12 protein-coding genes are annotated in these 18,089 nt (G+C 61.7%); 7 read left to right on the top strand and 5 right to left on the bottom strand.

Annotated features, from left to right (window positions below):
• Positions 1 to 150: 150 nt before the first annotated feature.
• The 7 genes from DIT71_RS04550 to DIT71_RS04520 all read left to right on the top strand — a co-directional run bounded on the left by DIT71_RS04550 (position 151) and on the right by DIT71_RS04520 (position 12,960).
• Entirely contained in the window at positions 151 to 1,197 is a 1,047-nt protein-coding gene (locus tag DIT71_RS04550; protein ID WP_114612025.1) for an efflux RND transporter periplasmic adaptor subunit, read from the top strand.
• Positions 1,194 to 4,424: an efflux RND transporter permease subunit gene (locus DIT71_RS04545; RefSeq protein ID WP_114612024.1), complete on the top strand. Its 3,231-nt coding sequence runs from the start codon at positions 1,194 to 1,196 to the stop codon at positions 4,422 to 4,424. The genes DIT71_RS04550 and DIT71_RS04545 overlap by 4 nt, the downstream gene beginning before the upstream one ends.
• A gap of 112 nt (positions 4,425 to 4,536) precedes the next feature.
• A complete protein-coding gene (locus DIT71_RS04540; RefSeq protein WP_114612023.1) occupies positions 4,537 to 5,778 on the top strand; it encodes an efflux RND transporter periplasmic adaptor subunit in 1,242 nt (413 codons plus the stop codon).
• Positions 5,775 to 8,921, top strand: a complete 3,147-nt coding sequence (locus tag DIT71_RS04535; protein ID WP_114612022.1) for an efflux RND transporter permease subunit — start codon at positions 5,775 to 5,777, stop codon at positions 8,919 to 8,921. The genes DIT71_RS04540 and DIT71_RS04535 overlap by 4 nt, the downstream gene beginning before the upstream one ends.
• Positions 8,921 to 9,616 (top strand): ABC transporter ATP-binding protein, encoded by a 696-nt coding sequence (locus DIT71_RS04530; protein WP_114612021.1) that lies wholly within the window; start codon positions 8,921 to 8,923, stop codon positions 9,614 to 9,616. The genes DIT71_RS04535 and DIT71_RS04530 overlap by 1 nt, the downstream gene beginning before the upstream one ends.
• A 3-nt stretch (positions 9,617 to 9,619) precedes the next feature.
• On the top strand, positions 9,620 to 11,863 hold the full coding sequence (locus tag DIT71_RS04525) for an FtsX-like permease family protein (RefSeq protein ID WP_227537945.1): 2,244 nt from the start codon (positions 9,620 to 9,622) through the stop codon (positions 11,861 to 11,863).
• On the top strand, positions 11,860 to 12,960 hold the full coding sequence (locus DIT71_RS04520; protein WP_227537944.1) for a lipocalin-like domain-containing protein: 1,101 nt from the start codon (positions 11,860 to 11,862) through the stop codon (positions 12,958 to 12,960). The genes DIT71_RS04525 and DIT71_RS04520 overlap by 4 nt, the downstream gene beginning before the upstream one ends.
• Before the next feature lie 17 nt (positions 12,961 to 12,977).
• Here DIT71_RS04520 and DIT71_RS04515 read toward each other — a convergent pair whose 3' ends face one another.
• From DIT71_RS04515 to DIT71_RS04495, 5 genes are all read right to left on the bottom strand, one after another.
• Positions 12,978 to 13,703 (bottom strand): proteasome-type protease, encoded by a 726-nt coding sequence (locus DIT71_RS04515; protein WP_114612019.1) that lies wholly within the window; start codon positions 13,701 to 13,703, stop codon positions 12,978 to 12,980.
• Between the two features lie 92 nt (positions 13,704 to 13,795).
• Positions 13,796 to 14,581: a transglutaminase family protein gene (locus tag DIT71_RS04510; protein ID WP_114612018.1), complete on the bottom strand. Its 786-nt coding sequence runs from the start codon at positions 14,579 to 14,581 to the stop codon at positions 13,796 to 13,798.
• Complete coding sequence (locus DIT71_RS04505) at positions 14,578 to 15,516, bottom strand: alpha-E domain-containing protein (RefSeq protein ID WP_114612017.1); 939 nt, start codon at positions 15,514 to 15,516, stop codon at positions 14,578 to 14,580. The genes DIT71_RS04510 and DIT71_RS04505 overlap by 4 nt, the downstream gene beginning before the upstream one ends.
• Positions 15,510 to 16,943 carry a circularly permuted type 2 ATP-grasp protein gene (locus DIT71_RS04500; RefSeq protein ID WP_208727687.1) on the bottom strand — a complete coding sequence of 478 codons (1,434 nt, stop codon included), beginning with the start codon at positions 16,941 to 16,943 and terminating at the stop codon, positions 15,510 to 15,512. Before DIT71_RS04500 ends, DIT71_RS04505 begins: the two co-directional genes overlap by 7 nt.
• Before the next feature lie 225 nt (positions 16,944 to 17,168).
• Positions 17,169 to 18,086: a flagellar motor protein MotB gene (locus DIT71_RS04495; RefSeq protein ID WP_114612015.1), complete on the bottom strand. Its 918-nt coding sequence runs from the start codon at positions 18,084 to 18,086 to the stop codon at positions 17,169 to 17,171.
• Positions 18,087 to 18,089 lie beyond the last annotated feature (3 nt).

The raw sequence follows: 18,089 nt of genomic DNA, 5'->3' as shown, positions 1-18,089 counted from the left end.
CTCATAGCCGGCGGGTAACATTGTGCCCCGGGTGGAACCAACTCCGCCATCCGGGGCTTTTTTTGTCCGTGCTCAATGTAAGGGCGCCGAGCCCCTGTTAAACTTCGATCAGCAATTGGAATATTCTTATAACCACTATGCGAGGTCGGCATGGGTCATCCCGGTCAGCTTGTCATCGTTATGTTTTTGCTCCTGGTGCCGGCACTTGTCGCTGCGCAGCCTGCCTCTGAAACCGTCGAGCGACGTTCATTCCAGGAAACCGTTCACCTTGATGGTGTCATTGAGGCCGTTCAGCAGAGCACCGTCTCTGCCCAGACCAGTGGTACTGTGCAGAAATTGCCCTACGATGTTGATGATTCGGTTGTCGCCGGTGACCTGATCGTTCAGCTCGAGGACAGTGAACAGCGCTCCCGCCTGCGTCAGGCCCGGGCCGGCCTGGAAGAGGCGGAAGCGGCACTGGTGGATGCGCGGCAGCAATTCGAACGTGTCGAGGCCGTTCACGAGCAGGGGCTGGTATCCCGCCAGGAGTTTGATCAGGCCCGCAACAATCTGGCTGCCGCCCGGGCGCGGGTAGATCGCGCCAGCGGCGCGGTCGCCGAAGCAAAGGAACAGTTATCCTATACCCGGGTGGAAGCGCCTTATGGGGGCATCCTGACCGAGCGCCATGTGGAAGTGGGCGAGTCCGTAAGTCCGGGGCAGCCGCTTCTCAGCGGACTGTCCCTGGAACAGCTGCGGGTGGTGGTTGATCTGCCGCAGAAGTATGCAGAGATGGCCCGCTCCGAGCGCCAGGCCCGGGTTACCCTGGCAGACGGCCGGGTGCTGGAAACCGGTGAGATGACGTTCTACCCCTACGCCAACCCGCAAACCCATACCTTCCGGTTACGTATGCGCCTGAACGAACCCAATGGGTCCCTGTTTCCCGGCATGCTGGTGAAAGTCGGCGTCCCGGTTGCCAGCCGCGAGGCTCTCTGGGTGCCGGCTCGCAGCCTGATCCACCGCGGTGAACTGAGGGCGGTGTTTGTGCTGGATGACCAGGACCGGCCGCGGCTGCGTCAGGTGCGCGCCGGGGTGCGCGACAACGGCCGGCTTGAGATCCTGGCGGGCCTGAGCGAGGGCGAGCGGGTGGTTGTCAATCCCTCTGAGCTGGTTGGCAGTGACCGTCTCAATATCGTGACGGACACGGAGGCGAAGCCGTGAGCCGGGATCTGCCGCCTGTGGGGCCATCCGGGGCCATTGCCCGGGTTTTCCAGAACAACCACCTCACGCCGTTGCTTGCCATTCTCGCGATTATCCTCGGCGTTCTGGCGGTGGTGGTCACGCCGAAAGAGGAAGAGCCCCAGATTGATGTCACCATGGCCGATATCATGGTGGCGTTTCCCGGTGCCAGCACCCGTGAGGTGGAAAGTGCCATCGCCACGCCCGCCGAACAGGTGATGAGCGAGATCGAGGGGGTAGAGCACGTCTATTCGGTGTCGCGCCAGGGCCAGGCGGTGATCACAGTCCAGTTCGAAGTGGGCATTCCCCGCCAGGAAGCACTGGTACGGCTCTATAACCAGGTCTATTCAAACCAGGATTGGTTGCCAGCCAACCTGGGCGCTACCCAGCCGGTGATCAAGCCCAAGGGGATTGATGATGTTCCGGTAATGACCCTGACGCTTTTTGATCCGGTCAACGGTCACACCGGGGAGGAGCTTACGCGCCTGGCCCACATGCTGGAAGTCGCCCTGAAGCGGGTGCCGGGCACCCGGGATGTGTACACCACTGGCGGCATCCCTGACCGGGTCGACATCCGTTTCGACCCTGCGTTGCTGGCGGGCTATGACCTTACCGTCGATGACATTCGCAATGCGCTGGCTGCTGCCAATACCAGCAGCCAGGAAGCCCGGGTCACCAGGGACAATCTTTCCATCCCGGTGCAGGCCGGAACCCTGCTGGAGTCGGTCGGTGATGTGCGCCGCCTGGTGGTGGGCATGGACAATGGCGCGGCGGTTTATCTGGAAGATGTGGCCGAGATCAGTCGCGGCGGTACCGTGGCTGACCAGAGCGTCATGACCGGATTCGGGCCTGCACGGGAGGCGGATAAGGTCGGCCAGGCCGGTGAGGTTTACCCCGCAGTCACTCTCGCTATTGCCAAGAAGCCGGGTGAAAATGCCGTCAATATCACCACGGCTATTGAAGAGCGGTTACAGCAGCTGCGCAACCGGGCTCTGCCGGCGGATGTGGAGGTGCTGGTTACCCGTGACTACGGCGACACTGCCTCCCAGAAAGCCCGCAAGCTGATTACGGACCTGATTTCAGCGACCCTGTGCGTGGTCTTGCTGGTGCTGGCGGCCATGGGCTGGCGCCAGGCCCTGATTGTCGGCCTGGCGGTTCTGATTACCCTGTTGCTGACCCTGGTGTTTTCCTGGGCCTGGGGTTTTACTCTCAACCGCGTGTCCCTGTTCGCACTGATTTTCTCCATCGGCATCCTGGTGGATGACGGCATCGTGATCACCGAAAACATCAATCGGCGGATCCAGAACTCCCGGCGGGCGGTGAAAGAGATCATTCCGGTGGCGGTAGACGAGGTGGGCACGCCCACGATCATGGCGAGCCTCACCATTATGGCGGCATTGATTCCCATGGCGTTCGTCAGCGGCCTGATGGGGCCCTACATGAGCCCGATTCCGATCAACGCCTCGGCAGGGATGGTGCTGTCCCAGATTGTTGCCTTTGTTGTGGTGCCCTGGCTGGCCTTTCGTCTGCTCAGGCACAAACAGGGTGAGCTGGCTGCCGAGGCGGATGAGGCGTCCAGCTCCGCCGATGGCGTCAGCCCGCTGTCCCTGCGTATTTTCCGGGCGGTTCTGGGCCCGTTCCTCGGTGATCACCCCTGGCGCCGTCGTCTGCTTGGGCTCGGTGTAGTTGGGCTGACCGTCGCGGCGGCATCGCTGCCGGTGTTTCTGGCGGTGATCCTGAAAATGCTGCCGTTTGATAACAAATCCGAGCTGCAGGTGGTGGTGGATATGCCTGAGCGCACCCCGATGGAGCAGACCCAGCGGGTGCTGGTGGAGATGGGGCGGTACCTGGAGACGGTGGAGGAAGTGACCAGCTGGCAGACCTACTCCGGCACGGCAGCCCCCATCAATTTCAACGGCCTGGTGCGCCAGTATTACCTGCGCAGTGATCCCTACCAGGGTGACATCCAGGTCAACCTCAGCCATGAGGAAAACCGGGAGCGCCAGTCCCACGACATCGCCCAGTCCCTGCGGGCGCCGCTGACCGAGATTGGCGACCGCTACGGGGCCAGCGTGAAGATTGTGGAGGTGCCCCCGGGACCACCGGTGCTGTCGCCGGTAGTGGCCGAAGTCTATGCCGTGGATGAATCCCGCCGGGCAGAGCTCGCCCGCAATATCGCCGGGGGCATGGCCGAAGTTGATGGTCTGGTGGATATCGATACCACTCTGGAGTCGCCAACAAGACAATGGGAGGTGGTAGTAGACCGGGACCGCGCTGCGCGGCTGGGAGTTTCCCAGTCCCAGGTCGTCAGTGCCCTGCAGACCGCTCTCGTTGGAACCAGCGTCAGCTTCCTGCACGATGAGCACGCCAAGTATCCCGTGCCGATCCGGGTGATCCTGGGAGAGGGCGACAAGGCCCAGCCATCGGTGCTGCTGTCGCTGAAGGTGCGCAGCCGCTCCGGAAAGCTGGTTCCGCTGGCGAGCATTGCGGAGGTGCGGGAAGCGGACTGGATGGGCGCGATCTACCACAAGGACCTGCTGCCGGTGACCTATGTGACCGCAGACATGGCCGGAGATATCGATTCGCCCCTGTATGGCATGTTTGACATGGTGGATCGCCTCAAGCAGCAGGAAGGGGCGCCGGAGCAATACTTTATTGATCAGCCTCCGCTGCCGGAAAAAGGCACTCTCAAATGGGACGGTGAGTGGCAGATTACTTACGAGACGTTCCGGGATATGGGTATGGCCTACAGCGTGGGTATATTCATGATTTTTGTGCTGCTGGTGGCGCAGTTCCGCTCCTATATCCTGCCCCTGGTCATTATGGCGCCCATCCCGCTGACGCTGATCGGCATCATGCCCGGCCATGCCCTGCTTGGCCGCGAATTCACCGCAACCAGCATGATCGGGATGATCGCCCTGGCCGGCATTATCGTGCGCAATTCCATCCTGCTGGTGGTGTTTATCCGGCAGCTGATCGAGGAGGGTGTCGAGCTGGACGAAGCTGTAACCCTGGCGGGGGCCGTGCGGATCAAACCTATAGCCCTGACCGCCATTTCAGCGATGGTGGGTGCTTACTTCATCCTGAATGATCCGATTTTCAACGGCCTGGCGATATCGCTGATTTTTGGTCTGGCCATGTCTACCCTGCTGACGGTTGTGGTGGTGCCATTGCTTTACTACACCCTGGCGCGTTGCCGGTGGGTGTGATCGGGATCGGGCCGACGCATCTTGCGGGGCCCGGATCCAAAACCGGGTTTGGGCTGTATAGTAGGAAGCCTGATTTCATGCAGGTTTACATACCCCGATCGGCCAGAGAAACATGACAAAACGAATAATTCCCCTTTTCATACTTGCCCTCGGTATTGGTGGCTTCATTCTGCTCAAAGCAACCCGCCCTGATCCGGAAACGGCCAGCGCCCGCGAGCGCAGCTGGCTGGTTGAGGTGATGACCGTGGAACCCGGCATCCACACACCGGTGCTGCCCCTGTATGGTCAGATTGTGGCACCGGAACAGACCACCATCGCCTCGCCTCTGGCAGGGCGGATTGGTAGCCGGCCGGTGCGGGAGGGGCAGCGCGTAAACGAGGGGCAGCTGCTGGTGGCCCTGGATGAGGCGGATGTGCAACCGTTGGTTGCCCAGGCCGAGGCAGATGTTGAGGACCTGCAGGCCCAATTGGCCGCGGAGCAGGTGCGCTATGCCAATGATCGCCAGGCGCTGGAAGGGGAGAAGGCGATTCTGGAAAACGCCCGGCGGCAGTTTGAAAGAACACAATCCCTGGTCAGCAGGGACCTGACCTCACAGGAAGCATTGGAGGCTGCCTCGGACGCGCTGGCACGTGCCCGCCTGACAGTCACCGCCCGCCAGCGGGCCGTGGACGAGCACCCTTCCCGGGTGCAAAGCCTTGAGGCCCGGCTCGCCAGGGCCCGGGCAGCACTGGCGTCGGTTCGTCGGGATGCCGAGAGAGCGACGGTTGCGGCGCCCTTCGATGGTATTGTGACAGACATTCAGGTCGCCGAAGGCGACCGGGTGTCCCAGAATGCCCGGCTGCTGTCGGTTTACCCGGACCAGGGGCTGGAACTACGGGCGCGGGTGCCCAGTGTGTTCCGCCAGGAGCTGCTGGATGCCCTGGGCTCCGGTGAGGAACTGCAAGCGATCGCCACCGATGGTCAGCACACTCTCAGCCTGACCCGCTTCGCAGGCACCAGTGATCCCGCGGGCACCGAAGCGATTCTGACTCTCCAGGGCGGTGCCGGGGGGCTGCGGCCGGGCGGTTTGCTTCCGGTTACACTGGAAAGGCCGCAACAGGCCAATGCCATTGCCATTCCCTACAGTGCCCTCTACGGCAGCGACAGCGTGTACCGGATGACCGATGATTCGCGTATGCAGCGGGTCACGGTCAAGCGCCTGGGAGAGGCAAGGGCTGCCAACGGTGAGCGCCATGTACTGGTGTCAGCTGAGGGCCTGGAAGCCGGTGATGCCCTGATTACGACCCATCTGCCCAATGCCATGAGCGGTCTGAAGGTGGAACTGGCAGGCGCCAGGGCGGAGGCCGGCGAATGAAGCGTCGCAAGGGTGTCATCGGTTTTTTTGTTCATCACCGGGTTGCGGCCAATCTGGTGATGCTGATGATGCTGCTCGGTGGCACTCTGGCGCTGACGCGGATGAACATCCAGTTCTTTCCCAACTTTGCCCTGGATATTGTCAGCGTGCGGGTGGTCTGGAGCGGGGCTTCGGCTGAGGACGTGGAGCAGGGCATCACCAACCCGCTGGAGCAGCGGTTGCGCAGTGTTCAGGGTCTGAAGAAAATGACCTCCACGTCTGCCCAGGGGGTTTCCTCGATCACCCTGGAATTCACCGAGAATACCAACCCCATCCAGGCACTGGACGATGTGCGCCAACAGGTGGACGAATTCACCAACCTGCCCGCCGAGGCGGAAGAGCCCCAGGTAACCCGGTTTGAGCGGTACGAACCTGTTGGCCGGTTGCTGGTGTACGGTGATATGGACCGTACGGAGCTGCGCCAGCTGGCCTACCGCTTCGAGGATGAGCTGCTTTCAAGGGGCATTGACCGGGTGTCCATTCGGGGGCTGCCGGAGCAACAGATCAGTATTGATGTGCCCGTTGAGCGCCTGGAAGCCTTGGGGTTGTCCCTGGACCAGATTGCCGAACGGGTAGGCTCGATCTCCCGGGACCTGCCGGCAGGCATGATGGGTCAGCAGGACGCCACCCGCGAGCTGAGGTCGGTGGAACAGCGTCGCAGCCCCCAGGCCTTTGAAACCATACCGGTGCTGAGTGGCGAGCGTATCCAGTTGCGACTGGGCGATATTGCCATTATTCGCCAGGAGGCACGGGAAAGTCAGGTAACGCTGACCCGCTCCGGTCATCCGGCGGTGGAGCTCCAGCTCCAGCGTGCCGAGGATGGCAACTCCCTGGATGCTGCGGGTGTGCTGGAGGCATGGCTGGCGGATACCCGGCCGGTGCTGCCACCGTCTGTCGAGCTGGAAGTCTACGATGAAACCTGGCAACTGCTGGACGACCGCATCTCCCTGTTGATCAAGAACGGCCTGGGCGGCCTGGTTCTGGTGATGATTCTGCTTTACCTCTTCCTGCCGGGACGGGTCGCGCTGTGGGTGGCCATTGGTATCCCTACGGCTTTTCTGGCGGCGCTGGCGGTGCTCTGGGGTATCGGTGGCTCCATCAACATGATCTCCCTGTTTGCACTCATCATGGCATTGGGGGTGATCGTGGACGATGCCATTGTGGTGGGGGAGGACGCCGACGCTCACGCGCGTATGGGAGAGGAGTCCATCTATGCCTCGGAAGGCGCGGCCAAACGCATGGTCTGGCCGGTGCTGGCGTCCTCACTCACCACGGTGGCTGCCTTCATGCCGCTGCTGGTGGTGGGAGGCGTGATCGGCAATATCCTGGGGGACATTCCCCTGGTCATGATCTGCGTGCTGATCGCCTCACTGCTGGAATGCTTTATCGTGCTGCCGGCTCACCTGCGCCATGCCTTCACCCCCGGTAAGCTGAAGAAATCAGCGCCGGGGCCGGTAGAGCGTGTGCGCAACCGGTTTGAAGCAGGTTTCGATCGTTTCCGCGAGGGGCCTTTCCGCAGGATTTCGCGTTATACCCTGCAGCACCGCGGCCTTACCCTGGCTACGGCGCTGGCGGTGGCTTTTCTGACGGTCGGACTGCTGGCCGGTGGCCGGCTGGGATTCAATTTCTTCCCCACCCCCGAGCCCTCGGTGCTCTATGCCAACGCCAGTTTTGTGGCGGGCACCAACCGGCAGACGGTATACGACTTTGTCGCTGAAATGCAGCAGGCCCTGAACGAAACCGAAGAGGATCTGGGCGGTGACCTTATCCTCCATGCGGTTGCCAACCATGGCACGACACAGGGTGCGGAGGGAACCACCAGAACCGGGGACGAGCTGGGTTCCATCATGGTGGAGCTGGTGCCCTCGGACCGCCGCCCGGTTCGCAATCCGGAATTCATCACCGCCTGGCGGGATCGCCTGAGTCGCCCCGCCGGCCTGGATAATCTCACTATTTCAGAGCGTCAGTCCGGCCCTCCCGGCAAGGATGTGAACGTGCGCCTGACTGGAGAGAGCGCCCTTGACCTCAAGAAAGCCGCGGAAACCCTCAACGAGTCCCTGCGTACCCTGCCCGGTGTACTGGACACCGAAGACGACATGCCCTGGGGTCGTGAGCAGCTGATCTACGAGGTCAGCGCCCACGGTGAAGCGCTGGGTCTGACCACGGAGGACCTCGGCCGCCAGTTGCGGGCTGCATTTGATGGCCGCATCGCCCAGATCTATCAGGACGGTCGCGATGAGGTGGAAGTGCGGGTGCAACTGCCCCGTGACCAGCGGGAAAGCATGGCGACCCTGTCGCGGCTGACCGTGCGGGTGCCGGACGGGCGCTTTGTACCACTTGCACAGGTGATGAATCTGGATCATCGCCAGGGCTTTCAGGCGTTGCGGCATGCGGAGGGGGATCTGGCAGTCGAGGTGACGGCCTCCCTGAATACCCGCATCAGCACCGCCGACCAGATCATTGCCAGCCTGCAGGAAAACGTACTGCCGGAACTGACCAGCCAGTATGGTTTGCGCTACAGTTTCGAGGGGCGGGCGGCCGACCAGCGGGAAACCATGGATGACATGAGAACCGGTCTGATCATTGGCCTGGGCCTGATGTATGTGGTGCTGGCCTGGGTGTTCGCTTCCTGGAGCATGCCGGTGATCGTGATGGCCATTATTCCCTTTGCGCTTGTAGGCGGGTTGATCGGCCACTGGTTAATGGGGCTGCAGCTCACCATACTTTCCCTGTTCGGCTTGTTCGGGCTGTCCGGCATTGTGGTAAACAACGCCATTATTCTGGTGGCCTTCTACAACCAGCAGCGGAAAAAGGGGCTGGGCATTACCGATGCCCTTAATGAAGCCGCGGTCCAGCGGGTGCGTGCGGTGTTGCTTACCTCCCTGACTACCATTGGTGGCCTGCTGCCGCTGCTGTTTGAAACGTCGCTGCAGGCCCAGTTCCTGATTCCCATGGCTACGTCCATTGCCTTTGGTCTGGGGCTGTCCACCCTGCTGGTACTGGCGGTAATCCCGGCGTTGCTGTCCTATCTGGAGCAGTTCCGCGAGTGGCGGGCCTACAGGCGTGGCGAGCAGCCTGAGCCCACGATTCAACGGAGCGTGTGATGTCGAGTGCAGTGTTGGTTGCCAGGGGATTAAGCAAGGATTTTACCAGCGGAGGGCAACGGGTGCCGGTGCTCAGTGGCCTGTCACTGTGTGTCCGCCCAGGCGAGTCCCTGGCCGTTGTCGGACGCTCCGGGTCTGGCAAGAGCACCCTGCTGAATCTGCTGTGTGGTCTGCAGGCGCCGAAGGAAGGACTCATCACGGTAGCCGGTGAGTCATTCAGGCGTCCGCGCAAATCGTCAGAGCGGTCTGACGACGATGCTCGCTGGGCGGAGCTGCGGCGACGTTCGATTGGTGTGGTTTTTCAGGAAGCGAACCTGATGCCGGCGCTGTCGCTGGTGGATAATGTTCGCCTGCGGGCACATCTGGCCGGCCACGCCACCGGTGGCGAACGGGGCTGGCTCGAACGCCTGGGCGTGGGCGCTGAAGCCGATCGCTACCCGGACCAGGTTTCCGGGGGCCAGGCCCAGCGCGCAGCCCTGGCGATGGTGTTTGCCATGGCGCCGGCGCTGATACTGGCGGATGAGCCCACCGGCAGCCTCGATCGCCATACCGCCGACGCCGTGGCGGACTGCCTGTTTGCCATGCAAGGGGACAGCGGCTGTGCCCTGGTACTTGCGACCCACGACAGCGAGCTGGCCGCCCGCTGCGATCATCTGCTCGACCTGAGTGCCCTGGACCCGGCCGGGACAGAATAGCCGATGATGCTGGTCCGCGCATTTATCAGCCATTACCGTCGCCATCCGCTGCAGCTGGCCGCGCTGGCGTTGATGATTGTGCTGGCCACCATGCTGTGGACGGGGGTCACGGTGCTGACCGACCAGGCCCGCACCAGCCTGTTCCAGAGTGAGCAGGCGGTGGCGACCCGTGTCCATGTGGTGCGCACTGACGCACAGCCGGTCGGTGTGGATGACTTTGCACAGTTGCGGATGGCCGGAGTGTGTGTCGCGCCCTGGCTGGAGATACAGCGCCCGCCCCCCGAAGGGCGGGTTATCGGTATCGATCCCCTGGCCATGGGTTGCTTCGGTGAGGCGGCTCCCGGCGGCAATGCGGGGGAACTCGACGGCGCTCCGTTTCTTGATATCAGCGAAGCGGCAAAGCTTGCCGATGATGGTTACGACAGCCGGCTCTATCTGCTGACCGCGAACGGCAGCGTGGTATTGCCCGAAGGCTACGCCCTGCGGGATTTTTCCCTGGGCCCGTCGACGGGAGAGCTGGCGGACAGTTTCCTGCTGAATCTGGATGCCCTCAGCCTGCTGGTGCTGCTGATCACCGGTCTTCTGGTGCGCAGTGTGCACCGCTTGGGCATTGCCCAGCGCCAGCAAAGCTTTGATCTGTTGTACCGTTTCGGAGTGCCGCGCGAGCGGGTGCGACAGTTTCTGGCGCTGGAGCTGGTAGTGCTTACCGGGATTTGCGTGCTGCCCGGACTGTGGCTGGGAGCGCAGCTTGCCGGGATGCTGGGTGGTGGGTTCGGGCAGGCTCTCGACAGCCTGTTTGATGTAACCGTCTACGCCGGCTCCGCAGAATCCCTGCCCTGGCAGGCTGCCGGCGTGATGGTGGTGCTCGTGCTGGCGGTTTGCCTGGTGGACTGGTTACTGCCGCGGCGCTGGCAGACTGCTGCGGTGTCCGCCAGGGGACGATTGCTCGCTGTTGCGGTTCTGCTTTTCGGGCTGGTGGGCGTGGCCCTTGCCCCCGGCCTGGGCTGGGTTTTTGTGGGCACAGCGCTGGTGTTCGCAGGCACCGGTTGGCTCACCCCGGGATTACTGGCGCTATTGGCGCGGTGGCTGTCCGATCGTACCGATGGAAAGGCCTCTGACCCGCTAACACGCTGGCGCCGCCGTGAACTGGCGGTGATGTTCAGTCATCTGGCGCTTCCGGTGGTTGCGCTGCAGTTTGCCATGGCAACCGTGCTGGCGGTACAGGCACTGGTGACAACGTTCGAGCAGACTTTCGACGAATGGCTGGCCCAGCGCCTGGAGGCGGAGTTCTATGTGGAGGTGCCCCGTGGGGCAGATGCCGGGCTGGCTGCGGAACATTTGCAGTCACTTGCAGGCATCGGAGCCTGGCACCGGGTCATCCGTGGCGAGGCACGGATGACAGTTGATAAAGGCGAAAGTGTGCCGGTGGACCTGTTTGCCCTGACACCCGTCAGTGATCTGGTTGCCGGCTGGACCCTCCTGGCCAGTATTGACCAGCCCTGGCGAGGCCTTGAACAGGGCGGTGTGATGCTCAACGAGCAGCTGGCCCGCCGCCGCCAGCTTGACGTCGGCGACAATCTGACAGTCACCATCGCAGACAGCGTTATCAGTGCTGATATTGTGGCCATCTATGCGGACTACGGACGCCCGGCGGGAGAGATTCTGGTTGCCGGGGGCGCACTGCCGGAAAGTTTCAGGGCCCGTTTCGAGAGCTTTTCGGTCAATCCCGGCGACCTGGATATGGCGGACATCCGCGAACAGCTGGCGGATGTCTGGAGCGTTCCGGAAGTGACCGTGAGGGATAACGCCAGCATTCGCGCCCTGGCCTCGCAGGTGTTTGGCCAGACCTTTCTGCTTACCCGCGCCATAAGCCTGCTGACACTGGTGCTGGCGGCAATCGCTTTGCTGATCATGGGGTGGGTGTTTTTTACAACCCGGGTCTGGTACTTCCGCTTGCTGGGCATCTGGGGCCTGCCAGCCAGAGCCATTCAGCGCCAGCTTCGCCGCCTGTCCGTTACTCTGACGTTGGCGGTCACCATGGCCGCCCTGCCGCTGGGTATCTGGCTCACCTGGGTGCTGGTCAGCCGCATTAATCCCCTGGCCTTCGGCTGGTCACTGCCCATGGATCTGTATCCCCTGTTCTGGATCGAGCTTGGCCTGGTGGCAGCCGTTACAGGGCTGGTGGTTGCGCACCTTATGCGCAGACAACTTGTGCAGCGTGCAGGGGAGGCGCAAGGGGAAACATGAGGATGCGTTTCGGCGTTATCGTACTGTTCGTGGCGGCTGCACTGGCCGGATGTTCGGATTCATCAACCCAGGGGGGCTTCGCCGGTCTGGCCCAGCAGGTAGGAGAGGTGGACGAGCGCACGTTTCTGCAGCCGCAGCCCGGCGACCGTCTGGTGTTCCCGAGAGACTGGGGCCCTCATCCGCAACACCGCATTGAATGGTGGTATCTGACTGCCAATCTGGAAACCCCGGACGGAAAGCTCCTGGGTTTGCAATGGACCCAGTTCCGCCAGGCCCTGCAACCCCGACCTCTTGACAGGGAACCACCCGATCCGGAAACCTGGCCCCTGGAGGCAGCCTGGATGGCCCATGGTGCGGTGTCGTTCGAGGGCGAGCACTGGTTTACCGAGAAACTGGCCCGGGGCGATATGGGCCACGCCGGCGCCACCGCAGAACCCTTCCGGGTATGGCTGGACGACTGGCGGCTGCAAGCGGTGCCGGGTTCGGACGAGTGGCGACTGCAGGTGGCCGGGGAGGACTGGCGCTATGATCTGCGGCTGGCTAACACCGGGGGTATAGTCGCGCACGGGGATGAGGGTTTCAGTGCCAAGTCTGCCAGTGGTGAGGGCTCCATGTATTTCAGTCTGGTGGACCTGAAGATTGAAGGAACGGTAACCCTCGGGGATAAAACCCTGGAGGTGTCTGGCACGGGCTGGTTCGACCGCGAGTGGAGCAGCCAGTTTCTCAAGGCCGGCCAGCAGGGCTGGGACTGGTTTGCCCTGCATCTGGAGACTGGTGACAAGCTGATGGCGTTTCAACTGCGGGAAGATGACAGCGCTTTCCTGTCTGGCAGCTGGATCAACCCGCAGAGGGACGTCGAATCAGTGACGGGTGATGAGTTAACCCTGACTCCGGCCAGGTGGCGCGAGACGCAGGACGGTCGGGTGCCGGAGGAATGGCGCCTGAAGATTCCGGCGCAGGACGTGGATCTGACCATCAAGGCGCCGCCAGGGGATTACTGGAACAGCGGGCTCTACCCGTATTGGGAAAGCCCGGTATCCGTCACGGGCTCACACGAGGGTGTGGGCTATATGGAACTGACCGGCTACGGCCCTTAGGAGGCGGCGCGGATTTATCAGCGGATGACCGGCGGCTTTAGACCGCTGACCAGCTCCTGGATGCCCTGGTGCCATTGCTGGCGGAGTTGGTGAAAGTAATCATTGTGCTCTTCCACCCGATCAATGAAACAGGGCTTCAGTTCATTATTGCGGTAGATGGCCACATCCAGCGGCATGCCGACCGACAGATTGCTCTTCATGGTGGAATCGAAGGAAATCAGGGCGCACTGGTAAGCCCGCTCCAGGGAAGACTGGTAGTTCACCACCCGGTCCAGGATGGGCTTGCCGTACTTGGATTCGCCAATCTGGAAGTAGGGGGTTTCCGGGGTGGCCTCGATGAAGTTGCCTTCCGGATAGATGTTGAACAACCGCGCCTCTTCGCCGCGGATCTGGCCGCCCAGGATCAGCGAACAGCTGAAGTCCACGTGGTTGACCTTGCCTTCCGGGTTGTCACGATGGATGACTTCGCGAATGGTCTTGCCGACGATCTCCGCGGTCTCGAACATGGAAGCCGTGGAGAAAACGTTGGGTACCTCGGAACCGGCGCGCTTTTCCAGCAGACTGATCACGCTCTGGCTGGTGGCCAGGTTGCCGGCAGACAGAATCACCAGTTCCCGCTCTCCCGGCTGCTCAAACACATGCATCTTGCGGAAGGTCGAGATCTGATCAAAGCCCGCGTTGGTGCGGGAATCGGACGCGAACACCATGCCATCGGCCAGCCGCATCGCCACACAATAAGTCATCGGGCTACCCTCGGGTGATTCAGAATTCGCCCAGTTTAAACCTTTCACCGCAGAAAACATGGTGTGATGTGTCGATTTTGCAAAGCTTTTTGTTACTGGCCTTCACCCGCCATGGTGACCCAGGCGCGGGTGTGCAGGCTCTCCATACCGCCGCCACTGCGGATGCCCCTTACCGGCGCAGCATCCCGGTAATCGAGCCCGGTCGCCAGTTTGATGTGGCTTTCCGCTACATTGAGCAGGTTCACCACATCAAAGGTATGCCAGTTACGGCCCAGCCAAGCCTCTGCCCAGGCATGGGTGGCCAGGTGGTCGTCGCTGAAGGTATGGATATAGCCGCTGACATATCGCACCGGAACCCCGATGTGGCGGCAGCAGGAGATGAAAACATGGGTATGGTCCTGACACACGCCGGCTTTCTGCTGAAAGGCTTCAGCGGCGGTATGGGTCACGGTGGTGACGCCGGGGAGGAACTGAATGTGCTCCAGGATGCGGTTCATCATCCGCACCAGGCTGCGTTTGTTGGGAGAGAACTGGCTGGCAAACGTCTTGATGGCCTTGTCGGCTTCAGTCAGTGGGGTGTGGCGCAGAAACACCTCCGGAGGAAAAGGTGAATCATCCCTTGTCAGCGGTTTGCCAGTGAGGTCAACCACGCCTTCCGCGGTCAGGGTGATTTTCGAGACCGTCTTGTCCATGGTCATTACCGTGACCTGGTTGCCGAAACCGTCAATCATCTGGCTGGTCTCTCCCGGTGCACTCAGGTGCCATTCCAGTATTCGCTGTTGTGGCGTGTTACGGGGCGTCAGGCGCAGGTACTGGATGCTGTTGTGCATCGGCGCATCGTAGGTATAGGTCGTGTCATGGCGGATGTTCAGCTTCATTGTTTCCACCCCATGTAGTCTTTCTGGATCTGGCCGGAAATGCGCTGAATGCGATCGAGGAAGTCGGTCAGATATTCATGCAGGCCGCGCTCTTCAATGTATTCCCGGTCGCCGTAGTGGATGTTCGCGTACAGGCTGGAGGCCAGGCGCCTGGCTCTGCGGGCATCACCGCTTTCAATCTGCTCCAGCAGGCTGGCGATTTCCTGCAGGCAGGCACGGAGTGAGCGCGGAACATCCGGCTTCAGAATCAGCAGTTCCGCTACGTTCATGGGCTCGATGTTGTGGCCGTAGGTATGCTGGTAGGCCTCGAAGGCGGCCAGTGAGTGCAGCAGCGCGGTCCACTCAAAGAACGATTGCGTGGGGTGGCCTTCCAGGGATTTGGTGGCCATGTGATGGCGGATATCCAGAACCCTTGCGGTGGTATCGGCGCGTTCAATAAAAGTGCCCAGCCGCAGGAAGTGAAAGGCATCGTTACGCAGCAGCGTGCCGTAGGCGGCGCCACGAAACACGTGGGAGCGTTCCCGGGTCCAGTCAAACACCCGGCTGGCGTTGGATTCGGTAACGCCGGTATGGCGCAGTTCCTTCAGCTCCATCCAGGCCAGGTTGATGCTTTCCCACACGTCCGCGGACAGGTTGCCCCGAACGTGCAGGGCATTGTCCCGTGCGCTGCGTATGACGCTGAAGACGCTGGCGGGGTGACGGTCGTCCAGGACCAGAAAGTCGATCAGGTTCTGGGGGGTGATGTCATTGTAGAGTTCGTCGAACACTTCCCGGGTGCCGGTTACCAGCAGAGGCACGGACAGCTGCTCTTCCCGGTCTTCCGGCACATCGATCAGTGCCATGGTGAGGCTGACGTCCAGCAGACGGGCCTGGGTCTCGGCGCGCTCCAGGTAGCGTGCCATCCAGAACAGACTTGATGCGGCGCGGCTCAGCATGCGTCGCCCTCCAGTACCCAGGTGTCCTTGGTGCCACCGCCCTGTGACGAGTTCACCACCAGTGATCCTGCTTTCAAAGCGACCCGTGTCAGGCCACCGGGCACCATCTGTACCTTTTTGCCGGAAAGCACAAAAGGCCGCAGGTCCAGGTGCCGGGGTGCCACGCCCTCATCCACAAAGGTGGGGCAGGTGGAGAGGCTCAGTGTGGGCTGGGCGATGTAGTTGTCGGGGCGGGCTTTCAGCAGAGTGCGGAAGTGGCTGAGCTCCTTCTTGCTGGCCTTGGGGCCAATCAGCATGCCGTATCCGCCGGCGCCCTGGGTTTCCTTGACCACCAGTTCCGGCAAATGGTCGAGCACGTACTGCAGGTCCCTGGGTTTGCGGCACTGCCAGGTGGGCACGTTTTTCAGAATGGGTTCCTCGCCGAGGTAGAAACGGATCATGTCGGGGACGTAGGGGTAGATGGATTTGTCATCCGCCACCCCGGTGCCCATGGCATTGGCCAGCACCACGTTACCGCTGCGGTAGGCCGCATAAAGCCCGGGTACGCCCAGCATGGAATCCGGGTTGCCGGCGAGGGGATCGAGGAAGTCATCGTCAATCCGCCGGTAAATCACGTCTACCTGCTGGGGGCCGATGGTGGTCTTCATGAAGACCTTGTTCTGGCGAATGAACAGGTCGGCGCCCTCCACCAGTTCAATGCCCATCTGGCGTGCCAGGAAGGCATGCTCGAAATAGGCACTGTTGAAGCGTCCGGGGGTAAGCACCACCACCGTGGGGTTGGGCTTCAGTGAAGCGGCGCGGAGGGTCTCTCCCAGCAGGGCCGGGTAGTGCTCCACCGGCGCCACCGGCGCCTGGGCAAACAGTTCTGGGAACAGGCGCATCATCATGCGGCGGTTTTCCAGCATGTAGGACACGCCGCTGGGGCAGCGCAGGTTGTCTTCGAGAACGTAGAAATCGCCGTCGTTATGGCGGATCAGGTCGATGCCGGCAATGTGGGAATATAGGTTCCGGGGCAGTTTCAGGTTCTGCATGCCGGGCTGGTACTGGGGGTTGGCGAATACCTGCTCGGCATTGATCACCCCCGCGCGGATAATATCGAAGTCGTGGTAGATATCGAACAGGAAGCGGTTCAGGGCCTGAACCCGCTGCCGCAGCCCGGCCTGCATCCGTTGCCAGTCGGAGGCGGAAATCACGCGGGGAATCAGGTCAAATGGAATCAGGCGGTCGGCGCCCTGGTCTTCGCCATACACGTTAAAGGTGATGCCCAGGCGCTGGAACAGAACGTCTGCCTCGCGGCGTTTCTCCGCCAGCAGGTCCTCGTCGGACTTGATCAGCCAGTCTTCCAGCATCCGGCAACTGGGCCGTACCCGGTTATCTTCGTCGAACAGCTCGTCGTAAATACCCTCGGGCGGGGTTTGTATCAGCATAACCATGACCCTCTCCTGAACACGCCCTCCACCGGATGTGAAAAGTCGATATCCAGCCATTCCCAGTGGAAAGGAATAGCAAAAGCCAGGCCACTCTGGCGGTGGGAGCCATGTCTGTTGTCAGAGCGGGCTTTTTAAGCAAAGGTCAGGAGTGGGAAAGTGTCAACACATCCCGTTCGTGCTGCTAAATGGTGCATTTTTTCTATGCGCACCACGGTAGTGCAACTACCACTGCAGGTCGCTACCGGCAGGTTCGATGGGTCTCGGGGATTCTGGCGAGGCGGAAAGTCCGGGACCCGGGCTGATAAGCTCCCGTAAGCGGATTTCCTGTTCCTGGATGGGGCCGGACAGATCAATGATGATTTCCACCCGGCGGTTCTTGGCGCGGTTTTCCGGTGAGGTGTTTGGCACCCGCGGGTCGGTGGATGCCAGGCCGGTAACAGCAAGCCGCCCTGCATCGAGCTGGCCCTCAGCCAACAGCACATTGGCAACCGACGCCGCACGGGCCGCAGACAGGTCCCAGTTGCTGTAGAACCTCTGGGTACGTATGGGAACATCGTCGGTGTGACCTTCGATGGTGAGGTCCCCGGGTATCCCCGCCAGGATGGCGGCCATTTCCAGTAACAGGCCTTCAAATTCCCAGGTCAGCTCGGCGGAACCCGAGGGGAAAGCGCCTTTCTCCTCTATACGGATCACGATCCGTTGCTGGTCCTCACGGACATTCACCCGCCCGTCGGCGATGGCCGGTTCCAGGACCGACCGGACCTGCTCAAGGGTATTCTGCATTTGCTCCTGAACAGCCGTTTCCACGGCGACATCGGTTGGGCTGTTCAGGGTCTCCAGTTCCGGCTGTGTGTCCGTGGTGCTCTGCCTGACTTCGTTGACGACTGTCGGTTCCGGTGGGGCCGGGGAGAACTTGTCAAATATCGGGCTGGTGCCCTGGGGAATTTCAAGAGCCGGGACGTCCCGCTGAACACCAAAGGCTTTCGACATTTCACCGGCGATCTGCTTGAACTTCTGTGCGTCGATCTCGGAAAAGGACAGCAGCAGAACGAAAAAACACATCAGCAGTGACATCAGGTCAGCGAAAGTGACCACCCAGCCCGGTATACCCGGCTTCTCCTCTTCCGGCAATTCGTCCATGGC

The organism is Marinobacter vulgaris, assembly GCF_003344045.1.
Taxonomy (GTDB): Bacteria; Pseudomonadota; Gammaproteobacteria; order Pseudomonadales; family Oleiphilaceae; genus Marinobacter; species Marinobacter vulgaris.
This window is presented reverse-complemented; position numbering and strand designations above follow the sequence as displayed.